Origin of the sequence: Kitasatospora sp. NBC_00070 (assembly GCF_045041205.1) — a bacterium.
Classification (GTDB): Bacteria; Actinomycetota; Actinomycetes; order Streptomycetales; family Streptomycetaceae; genus Kitasatospora.
Map to the genome: position 1 here is coordinate 7,061,299 of NZ_CP108247.1, position 17,787 is coordinate 7,079,085.

Sequence of the window (17,787 nt, forward strand, 5' to 3'; positions counted from 1 at the left end):
GGGGTGCCGGCAGGTGCAGACAGATCGGAGAGGCTCGCGCGGCGGCATGGCGCCCGACGCGTTTTCGAGTTGATGGGCAGTGAAGCGCTCGCGCAGCACTGTTGTCAACGGTGTTGCGCACCCTGCCGCGGGCCCGGCTCCCGGGCCGGGCCCGCCGTCACGCCTCCCGGGCCGCTGCCGCCCGCTGCTCGATCGCGGTGATCAGGGCCTCGACCCTGGCGTGGAAGATCTGATCGTGGGTCACCTCGGCCAGCTCCCGGCCCAGCCCCGCGATGTTCGGGAAGCCCTCGGCGTCGACCAGGCGGTACTCGCGGCTCCAGGAGGACTCGTCACCGGCCCTGACCTCGGGATCGAAGAGCAGGTAGGCGGCCCGCTGGCCGACGTAGGCGAGCAGCGAGTCGCCGACCATCCGGTAGTGCACCGCCGCGTCGACGCCGTCCAGCCCCGCCTCCCGGACGGCCCCGAGGATCAGCTCGACCACCCGGAACTCGTTGGTGCGCCGGGTGGTCCGGCTGGCCATCGCCGAGCTGACGGCCGGGTACTTGAGCGCGACGGCCAGCGAGCCGTCGGCCAGTGCGCGCAGCCGTCCCTTCCAGTCGAGCCCGGCCGGGATGCTGTCCAGCACCTCGCCCAGGGTCCGGTCGGCGACGGAGAGCAGCAGCTCGTCCTTGTCGCGGTAGTGCCGGTAGATCGCGGTCGGGTCGGCGCCGAGCTCTTCGCCGAGCCGGCGGACGGTGAAAGCGTCGGCACTTCCCCGGGCGGCGATCCGCAGACTGGCGTCGATGATCGTCTCGGGGGTCAGCTGGGCGCCAACGCGCTTGCTGCGGGCAGGAGTCACAGGTGGCTTCGACATGGTGCCCACAGTGTATCGATGTGCCCACGAGTTGGCGCAACACCGTTGACAACAGTGTTGCGCTGCCGTTCACTCCTCCTCAACAACACGCCGTGCGGGCCAGCCCCGCCGAGGGGGAGTTCCGTTGACGACACAGGGCACACCAGGGCAGCACGGGCAGCGGGCGGACACCGTCTTCGTCGGCGGGCGGGTCTTCACCGCCACCGGCCCCGAGCCGATCGAGGCGGCGGTGGCGGTGGCCGACGGCCGGATCGTCGCGGTGGCCGACGAGGCGGCCGTCCGGCTGCTGGTGGACCGGGACACCGAGGTGGTCGACCTTGCCGGCGGCCTGCTGGTGCCCGGCTTCCAGGACGCCCACGTGCACCCGGCGGTGGCCGGGGTGCAGATGCTGCGCTGCGACCTGTCCGCCGAGCGCTCGGTCGAGGGCTACCTGGCGGTGGTCGCCGCCTACGCCGAGGCGCACCCCGACAAGCCGTGGATCTGCGGCGGCGGCTGGTCGATGGACGTCTTTCCCGGCGGCGTCCCGACCCGGGCGATGCTCGACGCCGTGGTGCCGGACCGGCCGGTGCTGCTCACCAACCGGGACGGCCACGGCGCCTGGGTCAACACGGCGGCACTGCGGCTCGCGGGCGTCGACCGCGACACCCCGGACCCGGCGGACGGCCGGATCGAGCGGGAGGCCGACGGCAGCCCGGCCGGCACCCTCCAGGAGGGTGCGATGGACCTGGTCGCCGACCACGTCCCGGTCGCGACGCCGGACGAGGCGCACGCCGGACTGCTGGTGGCCCAGGAGCATCTGTTCTCGCTCGGGGTGACCAGCTGGCAGGACGCGATGATCGGTGCCTTCCCCGGCAACCCCGACAACTACCCGGTCTACCTGCGCGCGGCGGCGGACGGCTCGCTCAAGGCCCGGGTGGTCGGCGCGCTCTGGTGGGACCGCGAACGCGGCCTGGAGCAGTTGCCCGAGCTGGAGGAGCGCCGCCGGGGCGGCCGGGTGGGCCGGTTCGCCGCCACCACCGTGAAGATCATGCAGGACGGCATCGCGGAGAACTTCACCGCCAGCATGCTGGAGCCCTACCTGGACGGCTGCGGCTGCCCGACCCAGAACACCGGGCTGACCTTCGTCGGCCCCGAGGTGCTCACCGAGGCGGTCCGCGCGCTGGACGCGGCCGGCTTCCAGGTGCACTTCCACGCCCTCGGCGACCGCGCCGTCCGGCAGGCCCTGGACGCGTTGGCCGCCGCCCGGGCGGCCAACGGCCCGAGCGACAACCGCCACCACCTGGCGCACCTCCAGGTGATCCACCCCGACGACCTGGCCCGGTTCGCCGAGCTCGGCGCGGGCGCCAACATCCAGGCCCTGTGGGCCGCCCACGAGCCGCAGATGGACGAGCTGACCATCCCGTTCCTGGGCCCCGAACGCGCCGCCTGGCAGTACCCGTTCGGCGACCTGCAGCGGGCCGGAGCCCAGTTGGTGGCCGGCAGTGACTGGTCGGTGAGCAGCCCCAACCCGCTCTGGGGCATCCACGTCGCGGTCAACCGGGCCGTACCGCTCGACGCCCCCAACGCCTCGGACGACCACAAGCCGCGCGAGCCGTTCTACCCCGAGCAGGCGCTGACGCTCGCTCAGGCGCTGACCGCCTACACCGCCGGCAGCGCCTGGGCCAACCACCTGGACGACGTCACCGGAACGGTCGAGGTCGGCAAGTACGCGGACCTGGTCGTGCTGGACCGCGACCCCTTCGAGCACCCGGCCGAGGAGATCGGCCGCACCCGGGTGCTGCGCACCTACCTGGACGGCCGAGCGGTCTTCACCGCCACCTCCTGACCGCCCCTCCCCCCACGAAGGACCCCCATGAGACCTCGCAGCCTCCTCGCCGCCGTCACCCTGGCCACCGCCCTGGCCGTCAGCGGGTGCAGCGGCACCGCCAAGCAGGCCGACGGCACCGGCGCCGGCTGGCAGTTGACCGACACCACCCCTGCGGCCGCCGGTGAGCTGGACTCGTTCACCTGGTCGCTGTTCGGCGAGCCGACCACGATCGACTACGCCTACGCCTTCGACTTCCCGCCGAACCAGATCCTCGCCAACGTCTGCGAGAGCCTGCTGCGCTGGAACCCGGACCTGACCAGCTCGCCGAACCTGGCCAGCTCGTACAGCAATCCGACGCCGACCAGCTGGGTCTACCAGATCCGGCCGAACGTCAGGTTCCACGACGGCACCGTGCTCACCGCGGACGACGTGGTCGCCTCGCTCCGGCGCAACCTGGACCCGGAGGTGGGCAGCGTCTGGGGAAACCAGTACCGCAACGTGGAGACGATCGAGCGGACCGGTCCGCTGGAGGTCACCGTCACGCTGAAGGCACCCGACTCCACCTTCAACAAGTACCTGGGCGCCGGCCCCGGCGTGATCGAGTCGGCCGCCACGCTGGCCAAGGCGGGCAAGGACTACGGCAGTCCGGCCGGCGGGGTGAACTGCACCGGGCCGTTCTCCTTCGACACCTGGACCTCCGGGCAGTCGCTGACCCTCAAGCGGTTCGACGACTACTGGAACCCGCAGCTCAAGGCGAAGTCCGCGCAGGCGAAGTTCGTCTTCCTGGCCGACCCGACCACCCGGGTGAACGCGTTCCGCACCGGCGAGGTGGACGGCGGCTGGATGGTGCCGGCGGGCGCGTACGCGCAGTTGAAGTCCACCCCGGGCGGCGCGCTCTACTTCGGCCAGAACACCACCGTCGCCACCGAGGTGGTCAACAACCTCAAGGGCCCGCTCGGCGACGCCCGGGTGCGGCAGGCGCTGCTGATGGCGGTGGACCGCAAGGGCATCGTCAAGGCCGGGGCCGGTGGGGTCGGCGAGGTGGCCAACTCCCTGGTGACGGCGAACAACTGGAACGGCGCCCCGGGCGCGGCCGACCTGCTCAAGGCGCTGCCCGACTACCCGTACGACCCCGCGAAGGCCAAGGCGCTCGCCGCCGAGGCCGGGGTGAACGGCCAGAAGGTGGTGATCGCCACCAGCCCGCTGGACTCGCAGACCACCATCATCACCCAGGCCGTCGCCCAGGCCGCCACCGCGATCGGGCTCAAGCCCGAGATCGACACCATCGCGGCGGACAAGTACACCGCGCTGTTCACCGACGCGGCCGCGCGCGAGGGCATCGACCTGTTCCTGACCTTCTGGTACACCTCGATCACCGACCCGCTGGACATGTACAGCTCGCTGCGCACCGACGCGTTCAGCAACTACGGCGGCTGGTCCGACCCGAAGTTCGACGCGGCCGTGGACAAGGCCGTCGGTGCCTACGACCCGGCCGCGCACGCCGCCGCGACCGGGGAGGCCCAGCAGATCGCGATGACCCAGCTGCCCTGGCTGCCGCTGTACACCGAGCCGGTCAGCGTCTTCCTCGGCAAGAAGATCACCGGCGTCAAGCCGTCGATCGCCTACCTCTACTACCCGTGGGCCGCCGAGATCGGCGCCAAGGGATGACGCCCGCCTCCGCACTCCGGGCGGCCGGGTCGGCGGCGCGCAGGCTGCTGGGGATGGCGGTGACCCTGCTGGTCACCTCGTTCCTGGTGTTCTCCTCGCTCTACCTGGCCCCCGGCGACCCGGCGAGCTTCCTGGTCAAGGGCCGCAGCGCGAGCCCGCAGGAACTGCTGGCGATCCGTCAGCAGTACGGCTTCGACGACCCGTTCCCGGTCCGCTACTGGCACTGGCTGGAGGGCGTGCTGCACGGCGACCTCGGCCGGTCGTACCTGTTCCACCAGAGCGTCGGCGAGGTGCTGGCGGCCCGGCTGCCGGCCACCCTGCTGCTGGTGGGGGTGGCGGCACTGCTGATCGCCGTGCTGGGCGTCGGCGCCGGGATCGTCGGCGCGCTGCGGCGCGGCACCCGGACCGGCTCGGCCGTGCTGCTGCTGGTGACGGTCGGTGCCGCGGTGCCCTCCTTCGTCGCCGCGATCGTGCTGCGCTCCGTGCTCGGGGTCCAGCTCGGCTGGTTCCCCACCATCGGCAACGGCACCGACCTGCTGGACCGGCTGCACCACGTCGCGCTGCCCGCGATCGCGCTGTCGGTCACCTTCATGGCCCTGGTCACCCGGGTCACCCGGTCCTCGATGCTCGACGAACTGCGGCGCGAGCACGTCGAGGTGGCGCTCAGCCGGGGCCTGCCCCGGCGGACCGTGATCCGGCGGCACGTGCTGCGCAACGCGCTCGGCCCGATCGTCACGGTGGGCGGCCTGCTGGTCTCGGGGATGCTGGTCAGCACCGCGATCGTGGAGACCGCGTTCGGCATGTCGGGCATCGGCTCGCTGCTGGTCCAGTGCGTCGACCAGCTGGACTTCCAGGTCGTCCAGGCGATCGTGCTGCTGGTGGTGGCGGCCTTCGTGGTCGTCAACACCGTGGTGGACCTGGTCCATCCGCTGATCGACCCGCGCGTGCGCGCGGCCGGAGGAGCCCGGTGAACATCTCGACCTCCCCGCTCGGCGGCCCGCTCGGCGCGCTGCGCCGGATCGGCGGCGGCCCGCTGGCCGGACTGAGCACCGTGCTGCTGGCCCTGTTCGTGCTGGTCGCGGTGTTCGCACCGTGGCTCGCCCCGCAGGACCCGACCTACGGCGAACTGGGCAACAACTTCGCCGGTCCAGGCCCCGACCACTGGCTCGGCACCGACGGCGGCGGGCACGACACCTTCTCGGCGCTGATCGAGGGGACCCGGACCAGCCTGGTCGGCCCGCTGGCCGTGGTGGTGTTCGCCACCCTCGGCGGCATCGCGGTGGGACTGTTCACCGCCTGGCGCGGCGGCTGGGTCGACACGGTGGTGGGCAGGGTGCTGGACGTCCTGTTCGCCTTCCCGGCCCTGCTGCTGGCGATCCTCGCGGTCGCGCTGTTCGGCAAGGGGCTGACCGCCCCGGTGTTCGCGATGGCGATCGCCTACCTGCCGTACACCGCCCGGCTGGTGCGCGGCCTGACCGCGCAGGAGAAGGTCCGGCCGTACATCGCCGCCTACCGGGTGCAGGGCCACTCGGCAGTGTTCGTCGCGCTGCGCCGGCTGCTGCCCGGCATCATGCCCACGGTGCTGGCCCAGTCCACGGTCAACTTCGGCTACGCGCTGCTCGACCTGGCCGCGCTGTCCTTCCTCGGGCTCGGCGTCCAGCCGCCGACCCCCGACTGGGGCGCCATGATCAACCAGGGCCAGGCCGCCGTCCTGCAGGGGGAGCCGCTGTCCGCGATCGTCCCGGCCGTCGCGGTCGTGCTGGTCGTGGTCGCCTTCAACGTCGTCGGGGAACACCTCGGCGACCGGCTCGCCGGGAGGGAATCCTGATGCCGATTCTTGAGTACGAGGCGCTCGACGTCGCCCTGCCGGGGATGGCCCGGCCGATCCTGGACGGCGTCAGCCTGAGCGTGGCCGAGGGCGAGGCGGTCGCGCTGGTGGGGGAGTCCGGATCGGGTAAGTCGGTGACCGCCCGGGCCGCGCTCGGCCTGCTGCCGGCCGGCGCCCGGGTCGGCGGCCAAGTCCGGGTCGCCGGACATGAGTTGATCGGCGCGGACGCCGACACCCTGCGCGCGGTGCGGACCGGCGAGGCGTCCATGATCTTCCAGGACCCACGGGCCGGCATCAACCCGGTGCGCCGGGTCGGCGACTTCCTCACCGAACAGCTCCGGCTGGTCGGCGGCCGGTCCAGGGCCGAGGCGGAGCGGCGCGCGCTCGAACTGCTCGGCGCCGTCGGCCTGCCCGACCCGCCCCGGCACCTGCGCCAGTACCCGCACCAGATGTCCGGCGGCATGCTGCAACGCGTCATGATCGCCGGGGCGCTGACCGCCGAACCCCGCCTGCTGCTCTGCGACGAACCCACCACCGCCCTGGACGTCACCACCCAGGCCGAGATCATGGCGATCCTGCGCCGGCTGCAACAGGAGCAGGGCCTCGGCCTGCTGCTGATCACCCACGACCTCGACCTGGCCGCCGCCACCTGCGACCGGATCTACGTGATGTACGCCGGGCGGATCGTCGAGACCGGCACCGCCGCCGAGCTGCTGGCCGCGCCCCGACACCCGTACACCGCAGGGCTGTTGGGCTCCTCGCCACCACTGCACGGCCCGCTCTCCCGGCTGCTGCCGATCCCCGGCACGCCGATGAGCCTGGCGCAGAGCGCACCCGGCTGCGCCTTCTTCGACCGCTGCCGGTTCGCCCGGCCCGGGCGCTGCGACCAGGCGGTGCCCGCGCTGATCCCGGTGGGGGCCGCGCTGGTCGCCTGCCACCGGGTGGACGAACTCGCCGACCCAGCCGCCCAGGAGAACCGTTGACCACCGACCCCGGCCCGCTGCTCCAGGTGAGCGGCCTGCGCAAGACCTACCCCTCCGGCGGGACCCAGGTGGTCGCGGTCGACGACCTGTCGTTCGCGCTGCGTCCCGGCGGCGCTCTCGGCATCGTCGGGGAGTCCGGCTCCGGCAAGACCACCACCGCCCGGATGCTGGTCGGCCTGGAACGGCCGGACCAGGGCGAGATCCTGGTCCAGGGCACCCCGCTGGCCGCCCGGGTGCGCGGGCGGGCGGCCCGGCTGGCCCGGGCCAAGGCGGTGCAGATCGTCTTCCAGGACCCGTACCTCTCGCTGGACGCCAGGATCGGCATCGGCGCCACGGTGGACGGCGTGCTGCGCCTGCACGGCTCGCACTCCGCCCCGGCCCGGGCGGCCCGGGTCCGCGAGCTGCTCGCCCAGGTCGGCCTGGGTGACCGGGAGGCCGCCGCACTGCCCCGCCAGCTCTCCGGCGGCCAGCGCCAACGCGCCGCCATCGCCCGGGCGTTGGCCGTCGAGCCCGCCGTCCTGGTGCTGGACGAGGCGGTGTCGGCCCTGGACGTCTCGGTGCAGGCCCAGGTGCTCAACCTGCTCGCCGACATCCGGCGCGACACCGGCATCGGCCTGGTCTTCGTCAGCCACGACCTGGCCGTGGTGCGGTACGTCTGCGACGAGGCGCTGGTGATGTACCGCGGCCGGACCGTGGAGCACCAGCCGGTCACCGACCTGCTGACCACGCCTCAACACCCGTACACCCGCCTGCTGTTGGCCTCGGTCCCGCACCCCGGCTGGGACCCCGAGGCGATCGGCGGGCAGCGCCGGGAGCTCGCGGCCGGGTAGCGGTGCGGAGCCCCCGGCCGGGGGCTCCGCAGCTGCGGTGACGAACTAGACGTCCGTCAACTCGCCCAGCCCCAGCGTGCGCAGCGTGTGGTTCGCCATCTGCAGGTGGCCCACGGCGTTGGGGTGCGCCGGGTCGTCCAGCCAGGGGATCGGGTCGGCGCCGGCGGGGAACCGGGCCAGCCAGTGCGCCTCGTGGTCCACCAGCAGGGCGCCCGTGTCCCGCGCGATCTCCCGGACGGCCCGGCAGTAGGCGGGCAGTTCGGCCCGGGCGGCGCGGCCGCTCATGCTGGTCAACACGGGTGTGTGCAGCACGATCTGGGCCCCGTCGGCCCGGGCCACGATGGCCCGCAGGTCGGCGTGGAAGACGTCGAGCCCGTCGAGCCCGGCCCGCGCGTCGTTGGTGCCGAGCGAGATCGACAGCACGTCCGGGGCGAACCGGCCGATCAGGTGGTCGTAGCTGCCGAGCACGTCCCTGGCGCACCAGGCCGAGACGCCGGAGTTGACGACGATGTCGGTCAGCCGGTCCAACTGCCAGCGGATCCGCTCGTGGAGGTGCTCCACCCAGCCGCGTGCGCCGTAGGTGTGCTGCACGGCCTGGGTGATGCTGTCACCGGCCGCCACCCAGGTCATCGGCCTCGCCGACAGCTCGATCACGTGATCATCCCCTGCTCCTCGGGGTGCGCCCGGTCCGGCGCACGGAGGTCATTCGATCATGACGGTACGAGCGGGGGCTACGACCGGGCGCGGTCCGGCCGCCGGGCGGAGAGCTGCAGGCCCAGGTCCAGCAGGCTCAGGCCGAACATCAGGACGCCGAGCGGCAGGTGCACCGACGGTACGTGCGCGACGCCCAGGACGACCTGGAGCGAGGCGAGCACCAGGAAGCCGGTGGAGTACAGGACCGGCCGGGGCGACCCGCCGCCCGGCTTCCAGGCCAGCACCGCGGCGAGCACGTAGAGCATCGACGCGCCGTACATCACGCGTGCGCCGACGCTGTGCAGCGTCTCGCCGTAGGAGGTGGAGAGCAGCAGCCCGGCGGTGCTCGCCTGGAAGAAGATGGCCAGGGTCTGCAGCGCGACCGAGACCTGCACGAAGGTGGCCCGGGTCGGTCCGGCCGTCGTCTGGGCGCCCATGATGCGGTCCCCCGTTCTGCCTCGCGGCGGTGGATCAGTAGTGTCTCGGTAGTCCGACGACGCAGGCCCGTGAAATGTCAGGCGAGGCGTCGGGAACCGGGGCGGACGAGCAGAGCCAGGGGAGCAGTCGCAGCATGAGCACCACCACCGAGGCAGGGCACGACCGTCCGGAGCCGGACCTGAGCGTGATCGTCGGCGAGCGGCGGCACCTGACCAACCTCGCCTACCGGCTGCTGGGTTCGCTGGCCGAGGCCGAGGACGCCGTGCAGGAGACCTACGCCCGCTGGTACGCGATGTCGGGGCCGCAGCAGCGGGCCATCGACTCGCCCGGTGCCTGGCTGACGACGGTGGCCGGCCGGATCTGCCTGGACCAGCTCGGCTCGGCCCGGGCCCGGCGCGAGCGGTACGTCGGCGAGTGGGTGCCCGAGCCGCTGCCCGACCGGACGGAGTGGTTCAGCGGCCGGGAGGGCGGAGACGGCGCCGACCCCGCCGACCGGATCACCCTGGACGAGTCGGTGAACATGGCCTTCCTGGTCGTGCTGGAGTCGATGACGCCGGCCGAACGTGTGGCGTTCATCCTGCACGACGTCTTCCGCTACCCCTTCGGCGAGGTCGCCGAGATCGTCGGCCGGACACCGGCCGCCTGCCGGCAGCTGGCCTCCTCGGCCCGCCGTCGGGTCGCCGACGCGCGGGTTCCGGCGGTGCCGGTGGCCGGGCAGGCCGGTCTGGTACGGCACTTCAAGGAGGCGTGGGAGGCCAGGGACATCAGGGCCCTGGTCGGCCTGCTGGCCCCGGACGCCACGATGACGGCCGACGGCGGCGGCCTGGTCGGTGCCGCACTCCGTCCGGTCGAGGGCAGCGAGCGGATCGCCCAGTACCTGATCACCATCGCCGACCGGGCGCCCGGGCTGACCCTGCTGGAACGGACCGTCAACGGCCTGCCCGGCCTGGTCGCCCAGCACTCGGGCAGCACCGTGACCGTGGCGGCAATCGGAATCGCCGACGGCCGGGTCGCCCGGATCTGGGCGGTCCGCAACCCGGAGAAGCTCGGCGCGTGGACCGTGGACGGCGCGAGCTGACCCTGCGCCAGATCCTGGCGGTGGACCGGGGTGGCCCCGATCAGCAGGCCCGGGTCACCCGGGAGGGCGAAGGTCGGGCGCCGGTCGGCGCCGTCGGCACGGTCCGGGTGGGCCGCCGGGCATAGCTTCGTGGACGAACGTGGACGCCGACCCGCGGCGTCCGCGCCCGTCCTGATGGAGACCCCATGCGGATCCCCGCCACCCTGGCCGTCGCGCTGACGGCCGCTCTCGTCCCCGTCACCGCCCTGGCCGCGCCGTCCCCGCAGCCTGCTCCGCCGTACGCCCGCGACCTGGCCGTGACGGTCGCCGCGCCCGACCCGGCCGCGCCGCCCGGCGCCACCGTGCCGTTCACCGTGGTGGTCTGCAACCACGGCACCGAGACGCCGCAGACGCCGGCCACCCTGGTGGTCAACGGGCCGCCGGACGAGGGCATGCAGCTCTCCCCGGAGTCCGGCGAGGCCACCGACGGCGGCTGGAACTGGATCCGGCTCCCGGTCGCCCAGGGGCTCCAGCCGAACCGGTGCAGCTACGTCAAGCTGCGCTCACGCACCATCAGCGGCCTGCCGGGCCCGAAGAGCTACCCCGGCGGCACCGCCGAGGTCAGCTGGGACGGTGAGCAGAACCCGGCCGACAACCTCGCCGGCTGGACCTCGGAGATCTCCGCCCCGGTCACCGGCGCCCACCTCTCGCTGGCCCGGCCGCCGCTGCCGGCCGCCCCGGGCAACCCGGCCGACTTCGAGGTCGAGGAGCGCAACCTCGGCCCGTCCACCGACTACCCGTGGCGCGGCCGCCTGGTCGCCCAACTGCCGCCGGGCTCGACCTTCCTGAGCTCGGCGCCGGAGTCGCAGCCGTGCGAGTTCTCGGTCGACGGCACGACCGCGATCTGCCCGGACTCCGTCGGCAGCACCTGGGCCTGGCTGAACCGGGGCTTCGCCGTCCGGGTCAGCCCCACCGCCCCGCACGGCAGCACGGTCACCGCCACCCTGACGTACGAGGCGCCGGCCGACCCCGCGCCGCACGCCTTCGTCCTGAAGGTGGACATCCCGGTGCTCTGACGTCCGGCCCGCCCGCCCGTCGCCCGGGCGGGCGGACTCTCCGTCAGCGGGCCGGCCGGGCGCGTTCCACCGCCGATCGGGAGAGCACCGTGACGGCGAGCGAGACCGCGGCGACGACCGTGATCACGACAGCCGGGGCGAGGTACTGGGCGGCCCCGCCGGCGAGTGCGGCACCGAGCCCCTGCCAGGTCATCCGGCCCGCCGACTCGACCCCCTGGACCTGGCCGCGCACCGGATCGGGGGTGAGCGCCAGCAGCTGCTCCTGCAACGGGAGGGTGGCCGCGAAGCCGGCACTCGCGACGAACACCGCGACCGTCAGCACCACCGTCGGCGGGTGCAGTACGAACAGCAGGTACGGGACGGCGAGCAGCAGCCGCAGGGCGAAGGCGGAGCGCCGTCGCTGCTCGGCGGTGAGCAGCCGGCCGACGGCCAGGTCGCCGAGCAGCATTCCGGCCGATCCGGCCGCCAGCAGGGTGCCCGCCCGGTCCGGCGCGTAGGAGAGGAACAGCGCCTCGCAGCCGACCACGAGACCGTTGGGGATCCAGAGGTTCACCAGCAGCACCCGCTGCCCCGGGGACGAGAAGAGCGCGACGTTGGTGGTCCAGGTCTGCCGCAGCCCGGGGCGCCGGGTCAGCCGGATCGAGTGCTCCCGGACGGTGGCCGCCACCACGACCAGTCCGAGCGCGGTCAGGACCGCGGCCAGACCGAAGACCTGGTAGGGACTCAGCTGCCGCAGCAGCACGGCCCCGAGGGCGAAACCGACCACGGCCGTCCCGCCCGAGGTGATGTTCATCAGCGAACGGGCCGGCGCGTAGGCCGAGTCCGGCACCACCTCGGCCAGCAGCCCCATCCGGGTGCCCGTCCCCAGCGACTGGAAGAAGCCCAGCACCAGCAGCAGCCCGAACCGTCCGGCCAGCGGCAACCCCGGTATCGCCTGCGCGGCGACGCCGAGCAGCGTGAGGCAGTGGAGCACGACGAGGGTACGGCGCGGGCGCCGGCCGTCCGCCACCGACATCAGCGTCAACGCCCCGAGCACGGCGGCGAACGTGGCGCCGTACATGCTCACGGCCGTCAGGAACGGGGAGTGGGTCTGCCGGCCGACCAGGGTGCCGAGGGCGAAGCCGGACAGGGTGGTGGCGCCGCCGGTCAGGGCGAAGCCGGCGTACAGGCCGGTGAACTCGGTGATGCGGAGCAGGTCACGGTAGCCGGTGACGGCGGGCGCCACGGGCGCAGAGGTGTGGGAGGACATGAAAAAAGCCTCCGCGCACCCACAACCAGGGCACTCCGAAGGCCAACACCCCCATTCTAGCACGGCCTCGGCGTGCTGCCGCGACAACAGTGCGGCGGGTGACCCGAATTGACGGGAGGTCCGGCAGGACTCCTCGGTATCGTCGGGAGCCGGAGTCGGTGACGGGGGGTCGGCGATGATGTACGGGTATGCGGGCGACTGGTGGGCGGTGTTCTTCGTCCCGGTGGTGCTGTGGGCGCTGGGCGGGCCGTTCGTGATGGCCGGGCTGGGGGTCTGGAACGCCCGGCGGCCCGGGTGGAAGCCCCGGCTGACGGCGGTGCTGGTGCCGGCCGTGCCGGTGGTGACGCTGGCGGTCGTGACCGTCCTGCCCACCGACACCTGGGACGAGGAGACCTGGCTGGAGGACCTGCTGGGTTTCCTGATCGGGTACGTCGGGCTGATCACCGTGCTGCCGTGGCTGCTCGGCTTCCTGGTCGTGCGGGTGACCCGGCTCCGGCGGGCCCGCCGCCGTAACTGAGCCACCTCGGGACTGGCCGTCGCGGGTCCGGACCGGCATCGCTACCCTGATCAGCGGTGTTGTGCCGACGAAAGGAACTGCGATGGGATTCAAGCGTTTGCTGGCCGGGCTCGGCGCCGGGGGCGCCTCGGTCGAGACGGTCCTCGCGGACCCGAACGTGCTGCCCGGCGGCACGTTGCGCGGCGAGGTCCGGATCCAGGGCGGCAAGGTCGACCAGACGATCGAGGGGCTGACCCTCAGCCTGCAGGCCCGGGTGGAGGTGGAGGGCGGCGACAGCGAGCACCACCAGGACATCCGCTTCCAACAGCACCGCCTGGGCGGGGCGTTCGAGCTGAAGGAGGGCGCGCTGCACGTGGTGCCGTTCGCCTTCCAGGTGCCGTACGAGACCCCGGTGACGGCGGTCGGCGGGCAGCAGCTGCGCGGCATGGTGCTCGGCGTGCACACCGAGCTGGCGATCGACCGGGCGGTCGACGCCGGCGACCTGGACCCGATCGCGGTGCACCCGCTGCCGGTGCAGCAGGGCATCCTGGACGGCTTCGGGCGGCTCGGGTTCCGCTTCAAGGGTGCGGACCTGGAGCGTGGTCAGATCCGGAACACCCGTCAGCGGCTGCCGTTCTACCAGGAGATCGAGTTCTTCGCCGCACCGCAGTACCCGGGGCTGACCCAGGTCGAGCTGTCCTTCGTCGCGGACGAGCACGCGGTGGACGTGGTGCTGGAGATGGACAAGCGCGGCGGCCTGTTCACCGAGGGCTCCGACACCTTCCGCTCCTTCACCGTCCCCCACGGCGAGGCGGCCGGCACCGACTGGGCCGACTACCTGCACCAGTGGCTGCACTCGGTGGGCGGCCGCCGCGGCTGGCTCTGACCCATCACCGCCGACAGTCCCTAGCGGCGGCAGGAGGCGGCCAGGATCAGGACCATCACCAGGAGCCCCACCAGCTGGGCGCAGCCGACGGCTCTGTTCGGGTTCCTGCGGTCGGTCTCGACCTGGCCGCCGGGGAAGATCTCGGGGTGCCTGGCGGCGTAGTGCTCGGTCTGCTGCCGCTCGACCTGGGACTCGGTGAGCCACCCGGTCCGGAATCCGCACTCGCCGCACCAGTAGCGGTAAGCCATGTCGACTCCTCATGTCCTGTGCGGGACGCCGCCCCCGACGGGCGGTGCCGGCCGGTCGGTTCCGATCGTGGGGTCCCCGCCGTCCGGTGGACAGGACAGCGGACCGGCCAGCTGTGGCCGGTGGTCGGATAGGCTCTGCGGAGGCCGGGTTCGTGGGCGAAGGGGGCTACGTGACAGACCAGTTGGGCACGCTGCTGCGCAGGCTCAGGGCCGAGGCGGGGCTGACGCAGGAGGAGGCGGCCGAGCGGTCCAAGCTGAGCGTCCGCACCATCCGCCGGCTGGAGACCGGCACGGCCACCGATCACCGGCTGGGGACCGTGAACCAGTTGGCGGACGCCCTGGAGGTCGGGCCCGAGGACCGGCAGCGCCTGGCGGCCCTGCTGGCGGGGGCCGCCGGTGCGCCCGGCCCCGACCCGTCGGCACCGGTCACCGAACCGCTTCCCGGCCCGCCGCCGCCCGTCCGCGGTGCGCTCGCGGAGGCCGCCGGGGAACTGGCCCGGGAGGTACGCCGCCGGTGGCAGCGCGAGGAGGAGCACCGCCGGGTGCAGGACCCGTTCCCGCTGCCGGTGCGGTGGCGGACGGCGCCCCCGGACCTGACGGACCATGAGGAGAACATCCAGCGCCTGCCGGCCGGTGCCGGGGCCGGTGCTTCCCGGGTGGATCTGACGGGTGATCTGCGCAGCGTGGCCGAGGTCTACCGGGGCGTTCCCTCCGGGCGGATGGTGATCCTGGGCCGGGCCGGCTCGGGCAAGTCGATCCTGACGATCCGGTTCCTGCTGGACCAGCTGGCGGCCCCGGCCCCCGCCGACCGGGTGCCGGTGATCTTCAGCATCGGTTCCTGGGACCCGACGGCCGACGGGCTGCGGGACTGGCTGGTGGACCGGCTGCTCCGGGACCACCCGTACCTGACCCGCCGGGTCCCCAGCGGTTCGACGCTGGCCGCGGCCCTGGTCGACGCCGACCTGGTCCTTCCGGTGCTGGACGGGTTCGACGAGATCGCCGAGGGCCTGCGCAAGGAGGCCCTGGAGGCGCTCAACGGCGTCTCGATGCCGCTGGTGCTGACCAGCAGGCGGGACGAGTTCGCCGACGCGGTCAGCGCCGCCCGGGCACCCCTGCTCTGGGCGGCGGGCGTCGAACTCACCGACCTGACCCTGGACGACCTGGCGGCCTACCTGCCGCGGACCGCCCGTCCGGCCGCGCACGGCACCGGCGGACCCGGGGCGGTGTGGGACCTCGTACTGAAGGAACTGCGCAGCGGAACGAGCCGGGGGAGCGTGAACCTCTCCCGGGTGCTGAGCACCCCGCTGATGGTGGTGCTGGCCCGCACGATGTACAGCGAGACGCCCGAGCTGGATCCGGCGGAACTGCTGGACACCGCACGGTTCCCCACCGCGCACGCCCTCGAACAGCACCTGCTGGCGGGTTTCGTGCCGTCGGTCTACCGGCGCCGGGCCCCCGACCGCGCCGACCGGGGGCGGCCGCGGAACTGGGACCCGGCGCGCGCCGAGCGCTGGCTCGGCTACCTGGCGCACCACATGGCCCGGGCCGACCGGGAGCAGCAGGACCTGGCCTGGTGGCGGATCGGCGACTCGCTCGGGCGCTCGACCCGCCTGCTGGCCGTCGTGCTGGTCTCCGGCCTGTGCGTCGCGGTGTCCGGCTGGGTGGTGGGCCTGTTCGCCTATCAGGTCACCTCGGGGGACATGCTGTTGGTGGGCGCCCTGATGGGACCGACCGCCGGCCTGGCCTTCGGGTTGGTGCACCTGGTCGTCGGCAGGTTCGGCCGCCGGGCCTTCGAGCCGACCCAGGTACGGCTGCGGATGCCCGGCGCGGGCAACGGGATCGGCCGCAGGCCGCTGCGCACCTTCGCCGCCCGGTTCACGACCGTCCTGCTGGGCGGGTTCGTGATCGGTGTCGGGTGTGCGTGCGCCCTGACCCTGGACCGGGTGTTCTTCATCGAGCTGCCGGTCACGGCGGAGCTGGTCGAGGGCACGCTGATCAACATGCTGGCGTTCGGCCTGATCTTCGGGTCGAGTGCCGGGCTGGTCTTCGGGCTGCTGGCCGCGCTGGAGGCACCCCTGGACATCGCCTCGGCGGCCACCCCGGGCAGCCTGCTGTCGTCCAACCGGGCCACCGTGCGGCGGCAGACCCTGGTCCTCGCACCGCTGCTCACCCTCACCGTCGCGTTCGGCGGGCGGATCGTCGTCAGCCTGCTCCAGCCCCTGGTCGGCCCGCTGAACTGGGGGCTGGACGACGGGCTCTTCATCGGGGCGGTGGGCGGGCTCGGCGGTGCGCTCTCGTACGCGCTCTCCTTCACCGCCTGGGGCCAGTGGGTGACCCTGTCCCGGATCTGGCTGCCGCTGACCGGCCGGCTGCCCTGGGACACGGCAGCCTTCCTGGAGGACGCCTACCGGCGCGGGGTGCTCCGCCAGACCGGCGCGGTCTACCAGTTCCGCCACATCCGGCTGCAGCACCACCTCGGTCAGCTGTTCCGCCGGAGCGAGGCCGGCTATGCGCCGGCCACGCTCCGGCGGAACGTCGAGGGGTGGGCCGACTGACCGTCGGACGCCGGGTCAGGCGGTGGCGAAGGCCCGCTCCAACCGGGGCATGTAGTCCACCAGGTCCTGGGCCCAGCAGCCGCTGTTGTGGTCACCGTTGCACTGGGTGCCCCAGCCGGCGCCGTTGCCGTAGGCCACGTAGTAGTAGGGCATCCCGAGCGCGTCCAGCGAGTCCTTGACGTGCTTGTTCGCCCCCTCGACCCAGAACTCCAGGCTGAGCGGGTTGCCGCCGCCGCTGCCGGTGTAGATCGAGATGCCCATGCCCGCCAGCCTGCTCACGTGCGAGGCGGGGTCGGCCTCGTTCCACAGCCGGTCGATGTTGAACACGGGGTAGGGCGAGCCGAACAGGGCGTCGCTCGACACGGCGGGCGTGTAGGCGCCCTGGCAGTCGCCGGAGCTGCAGAAGCCGCCGGGGGCGTTGGTCAGCGAGGCGACCACGGCCATCCGCAGGTCCATCGAGGCCGCCGACAGGTCGATGTCCCCCGACAACGAGCCGACCTGGCTGAACAGTTCGGGGCGGCGCTGGGCGTAGTGCATGGCGCCGAAGCCGCCCATCGAGATGCCGGCGACGGCGCGGCCCTGCTTGGTCGCGACGGTGCGCAGGTTGGCGTCGATGAACGGGATCACCTGGTCGAGGTGGAAGGTCTCCCAGTTCTGCGCACCGGCGGGGGTGTTCTGGTCGCGCCAGTTGGAGTACCAGCCGCGCGCACCGCCGTCCGGGACGACCGTGATCACCGAGGAGCTGTGCAGGGCCGGGTAGGTCTGGTTGACCGGGCTGTCCGGTGAGCCGTGCAGGAAGTACAGCACCGGGTAGCGCTTCGTCGGGTTCGACCAGTAGCCGTCCGGCAGGATGATCTTGATGGGGTGCGGCTTGGCGACCTGGGCCGTGGTCACGGTGACCACGAAGTCGGTGGCCGTCCCGGTGGAGCCGACCTGGGTCAGGCCCTGACCGTCCGTCAGGACCGGCGGGGCCGACGGGTCGGCCTGCGCGGACGGCGCGGCCAGTGTGATCACGGCGAGGGCCGCGGCGGCGACGACCGCCTTGGCCCGCAGGCGCCAGCCGGGCAGTGGTGAACTCATCGAGGGTCCTCCGGAGTGGGGTGGACTGCTGGGTGGCCCG

General features: G+C 73.1%; 18 protein-coding genes. 12 read left to right on the forward strand and 6 right to left on the reverse strand.

Annotated elements, in window-relative coordinates; all coding sequences use genetic code 11:
• Nucleotides 1-157: 157 nt before the first annotated feature.
• Nucleotides 158-853: a TetR/AcrR family transcriptional regulator gene (locus OHV05_RS31905; protein ID WP_405020782.1), complete on the reverse strand. Its 696-nt coding sequence runs from the start codon at nt 851-853 to the stop codon at nt 158-160.
• A gap of 124 nt (nt 854-977) precedes the next feature.
• Here OHV05_RS31905 and OHV05_RS31910 point away from each other — a divergent pair, with 124 nt between their 5' ends.
• Genes OHV05_RS31910 through OHV05_RS31935 form a run of 6 tightly spaced genes read left to right on the forward strand, consistent with a single transcriptional unit; the run spans nt 978 to nt 7,969 of the window.
• Complete coding sequence (locus OHV05_RS31910; RefSeq protein ID WP_405020783.1) at nt 978-2,678, forward strand: amidohydrolase; 1,701 nt, start codon at nt 978-980, stop codon at nt 2,676-2,678.
• A gap of 27 nt (nt 2,679-2,705) precedes the next feature.
• Nucleotides 2,706-4,328, forward strand: a complete 1,623-nt coding sequence (locus OHV05_RS31915; RefSeq protein WP_405020784.1) for an ABC transporter substrate-binding protein — start codon at nt 2,706-2,708, stop codon at nt 4,326-4,328.
• On the forward strand, nt 4,325-5,299 hold the full coding sequence (locus OHV05_RS31920) for an ABC transporter permease (protein WP_405020785.1): 975 nt from the start codon (nt 4,325-4,327) through the stop codon (nt 5,297-5,299). The genes OHV05_RS31915 and OHV05_RS31920 overlap by 4 nt, the downstream gene beginning before the upstream one ends.
• Nucleotides 5,296-6,156, forward strand: coding sequence for an ABC transporter permease (locus OHV05_RS31925; protein ID WP_405020786.1), 861 nt, complete (start codon nt 5,296-5,298; stop codon nt 6,154-6,156). The genes OHV05_RS31920 and OHV05_RS31925 overlap by 4 nt, the downstream gene beginning before the upstream one ends.
• Nucleotides 6,156-7,139, forward strand: coding sequence for an ABC transporter ATP-binding protein (locus OHV05_RS31930; RefSeq protein ID WP_405020787.1), 984 nt, complete (start codon nt 6,156-6,158; stop codon nt 7,137-7,139). The genes OHV05_RS31925 and OHV05_RS31930 overlap by 1 nt, the downstream gene beginning before the upstream one ends.
• Nucleotides 7,136-7,969, forward strand: a complete 834-nt coding sequence (locus tag OHV05_RS31935; protein ID WP_405020788.1) for an ABC transporter ATP-binding protein — start codon at nt 7,136-7,138, stop codon at nt 7,967-7,969. Before OHV05_RS31930 ends, OHV05_RS31935 begins: the two co-directional genes overlap by 4 nt.
• Nucleotides 7,970-8,014: 45 nt before the next feature.
• Here OHV05_RS31935 and OHV05_RS31940 read toward each other — a convergent pair whose 3' ends face one another.
• Both OHV05_RS31940 and OHV05_RS31945 read right to left on the reverse strand, forming a co-directional pair.
• A complete protein-coding gene (locus OHV05_RS31940; RefSeq protein WP_405020789.1) occupies nt 8,015-8,623 on the reverse strand; it encodes an SGNH/GDSL hydrolase family protein in 609 nt (202 codons plus the stop codon).
• Between the two features lie 77 nt (nt 8,624-8,700).
• On the reverse strand, nt 8,701-9,099 hold the full coding sequence (locus OHV05_RS31945; protein ID WP_405020790.1) for a hypothetical protein: 399 nt from the start codon (nt 9,097-9,099) through the stop codon (nt 8,701-8,703).
• Nucleotides 9,100-9,233: 134 nt separating this feature from the next.
• Between OHV05_RS31945 and sigJ the strand changes: the two genes are divergently transcribed.
• The 3 genes from sigJ to OHV05_RS31960 are packed head-to-tail and all read left to right on the forward strand — an operon-like array spanning nt 9,234 to nt 11,233.
• A complete protein-coding gene (sigJ, locus tag OHV05_RS31950) occupies nt 9,234-10,178 on the forward strand; it encodes an RNA polymerase sigma factor SigJ (RefSeq protein WP_405020791.1) in 945 nt (314 codons plus the stop codon).
• The gene (locus tag OHV05_RS31955; protein WP_405020792.1) at nt 10,154-10,303 is read left to right on the forward strand and encodes a hypothetical protein; all 150 of its coding nucleotides are present in this window, start codon (nt 10,154-10,156) and stop codon (nt 10,301-10,303) included. The genes sigJ and OHV05_RS31955 overlap by 25 nt, the downstream gene beginning before the upstream one ends.
• A gap of 60 nt (nt 10,304-10,363) precedes the next feature.
• Nucleotides 10,364-11,233, forward strand: a complete 870-nt coding sequence (locus OHV05_RS31960; RefSeq protein WP_405020793.1) for a hypothetical protein — start codon at nt 10,364-10,366, stop codon at nt 11,231-11,233.
• 43 nt (nt 11,234-11,276) lie between these two features.
• Here OHV05_RS31960 and OHV05_RS31965 read toward each other — a convergent pair whose 3' ends face one another.
• Nucleotides 11,277-12,482, reverse strand: a complete 1,206-nt coding sequence (locus OHV05_RS31965) for an MFS transporter (RefSeq protein WP_405020794.1) — start codon at nt 12,480-12,482, stop codon at nt 11,277-11,279.
• A gap of 175 nt (nt 12,483-12,657) precedes the next feature.
• Here OHV05_RS31965 and OHV05_RS31970 point away from each other — a divergent pair, with 175 nt between their 5' ends.
• Complete coding sequence (locus tag OHV05_RS31970; RefSeq protein ID WP_405020795.1) at nt 12,658-12,999, forward strand: hypothetical protein; 342 nt, start codon at nt 12,658-12,660, stop codon at nt 12,997-12,999.
• A gap of 82 nt (nt 13,000-13,081) precedes the next feature.
• Entirely contained in the window at nt 13,082-13,864 is a 783-nt protein-coding gene (locus OHV05_RS31975; protein WP_405020796.1) for a sporulation protein, read from the forward strand.
• A gap of 20 nt (nt 13,865-13,884) precedes the next feature.
• On the opposite strand, the gene OHV05_RS31980 is transcribed toward OHV05_RS31975, so the two are convergent.
• Nucleotides 13,885-14,112 (reverse strand): hypothetical protein, encoded by a 228-nt coding sequence (locus tag OHV05_RS31980; protein ID WP_405020797.1) that lies wholly within the window; start codon nt 14,110-14,112, stop codon nt 13,885-13,887.
• Between the two features lie 170 nt (nt 14,113-14,282).
• Here OHV05_RS31980 and OHV05_RS31985 point away from each other — a divergent pair, with 170 nt between their 5' ends.
• A complete protein-coding gene (locus tag OHV05_RS31985) occupies nt 14,283-16,667 on the forward strand; it encodes a helix-turn-helix domain-containing protein (protein WP_405020798.1) in 2,385 nt (794 codons plus the stop codon).
• 15 nt (nt 16,668-16,682) lie between these two features.
• Here the strand turns inward: OHV05_RS31985 and OHV05_RS31990 are convergent, their stop codons facing one another.
• Nucleotides 16,683-17,747 (reverse strand): alpha/beta hydrolase, encoded by a 1,065-nt coding sequence (locus OHV05_RS31990; RefSeq protein WP_405020799.1) that lies wholly within the window; start codon nt 17,745-17,747, stop codon nt 16,683-16,685.
• Nucleotides 17,748-17,787: the final 40 nt, after the last annotated feature.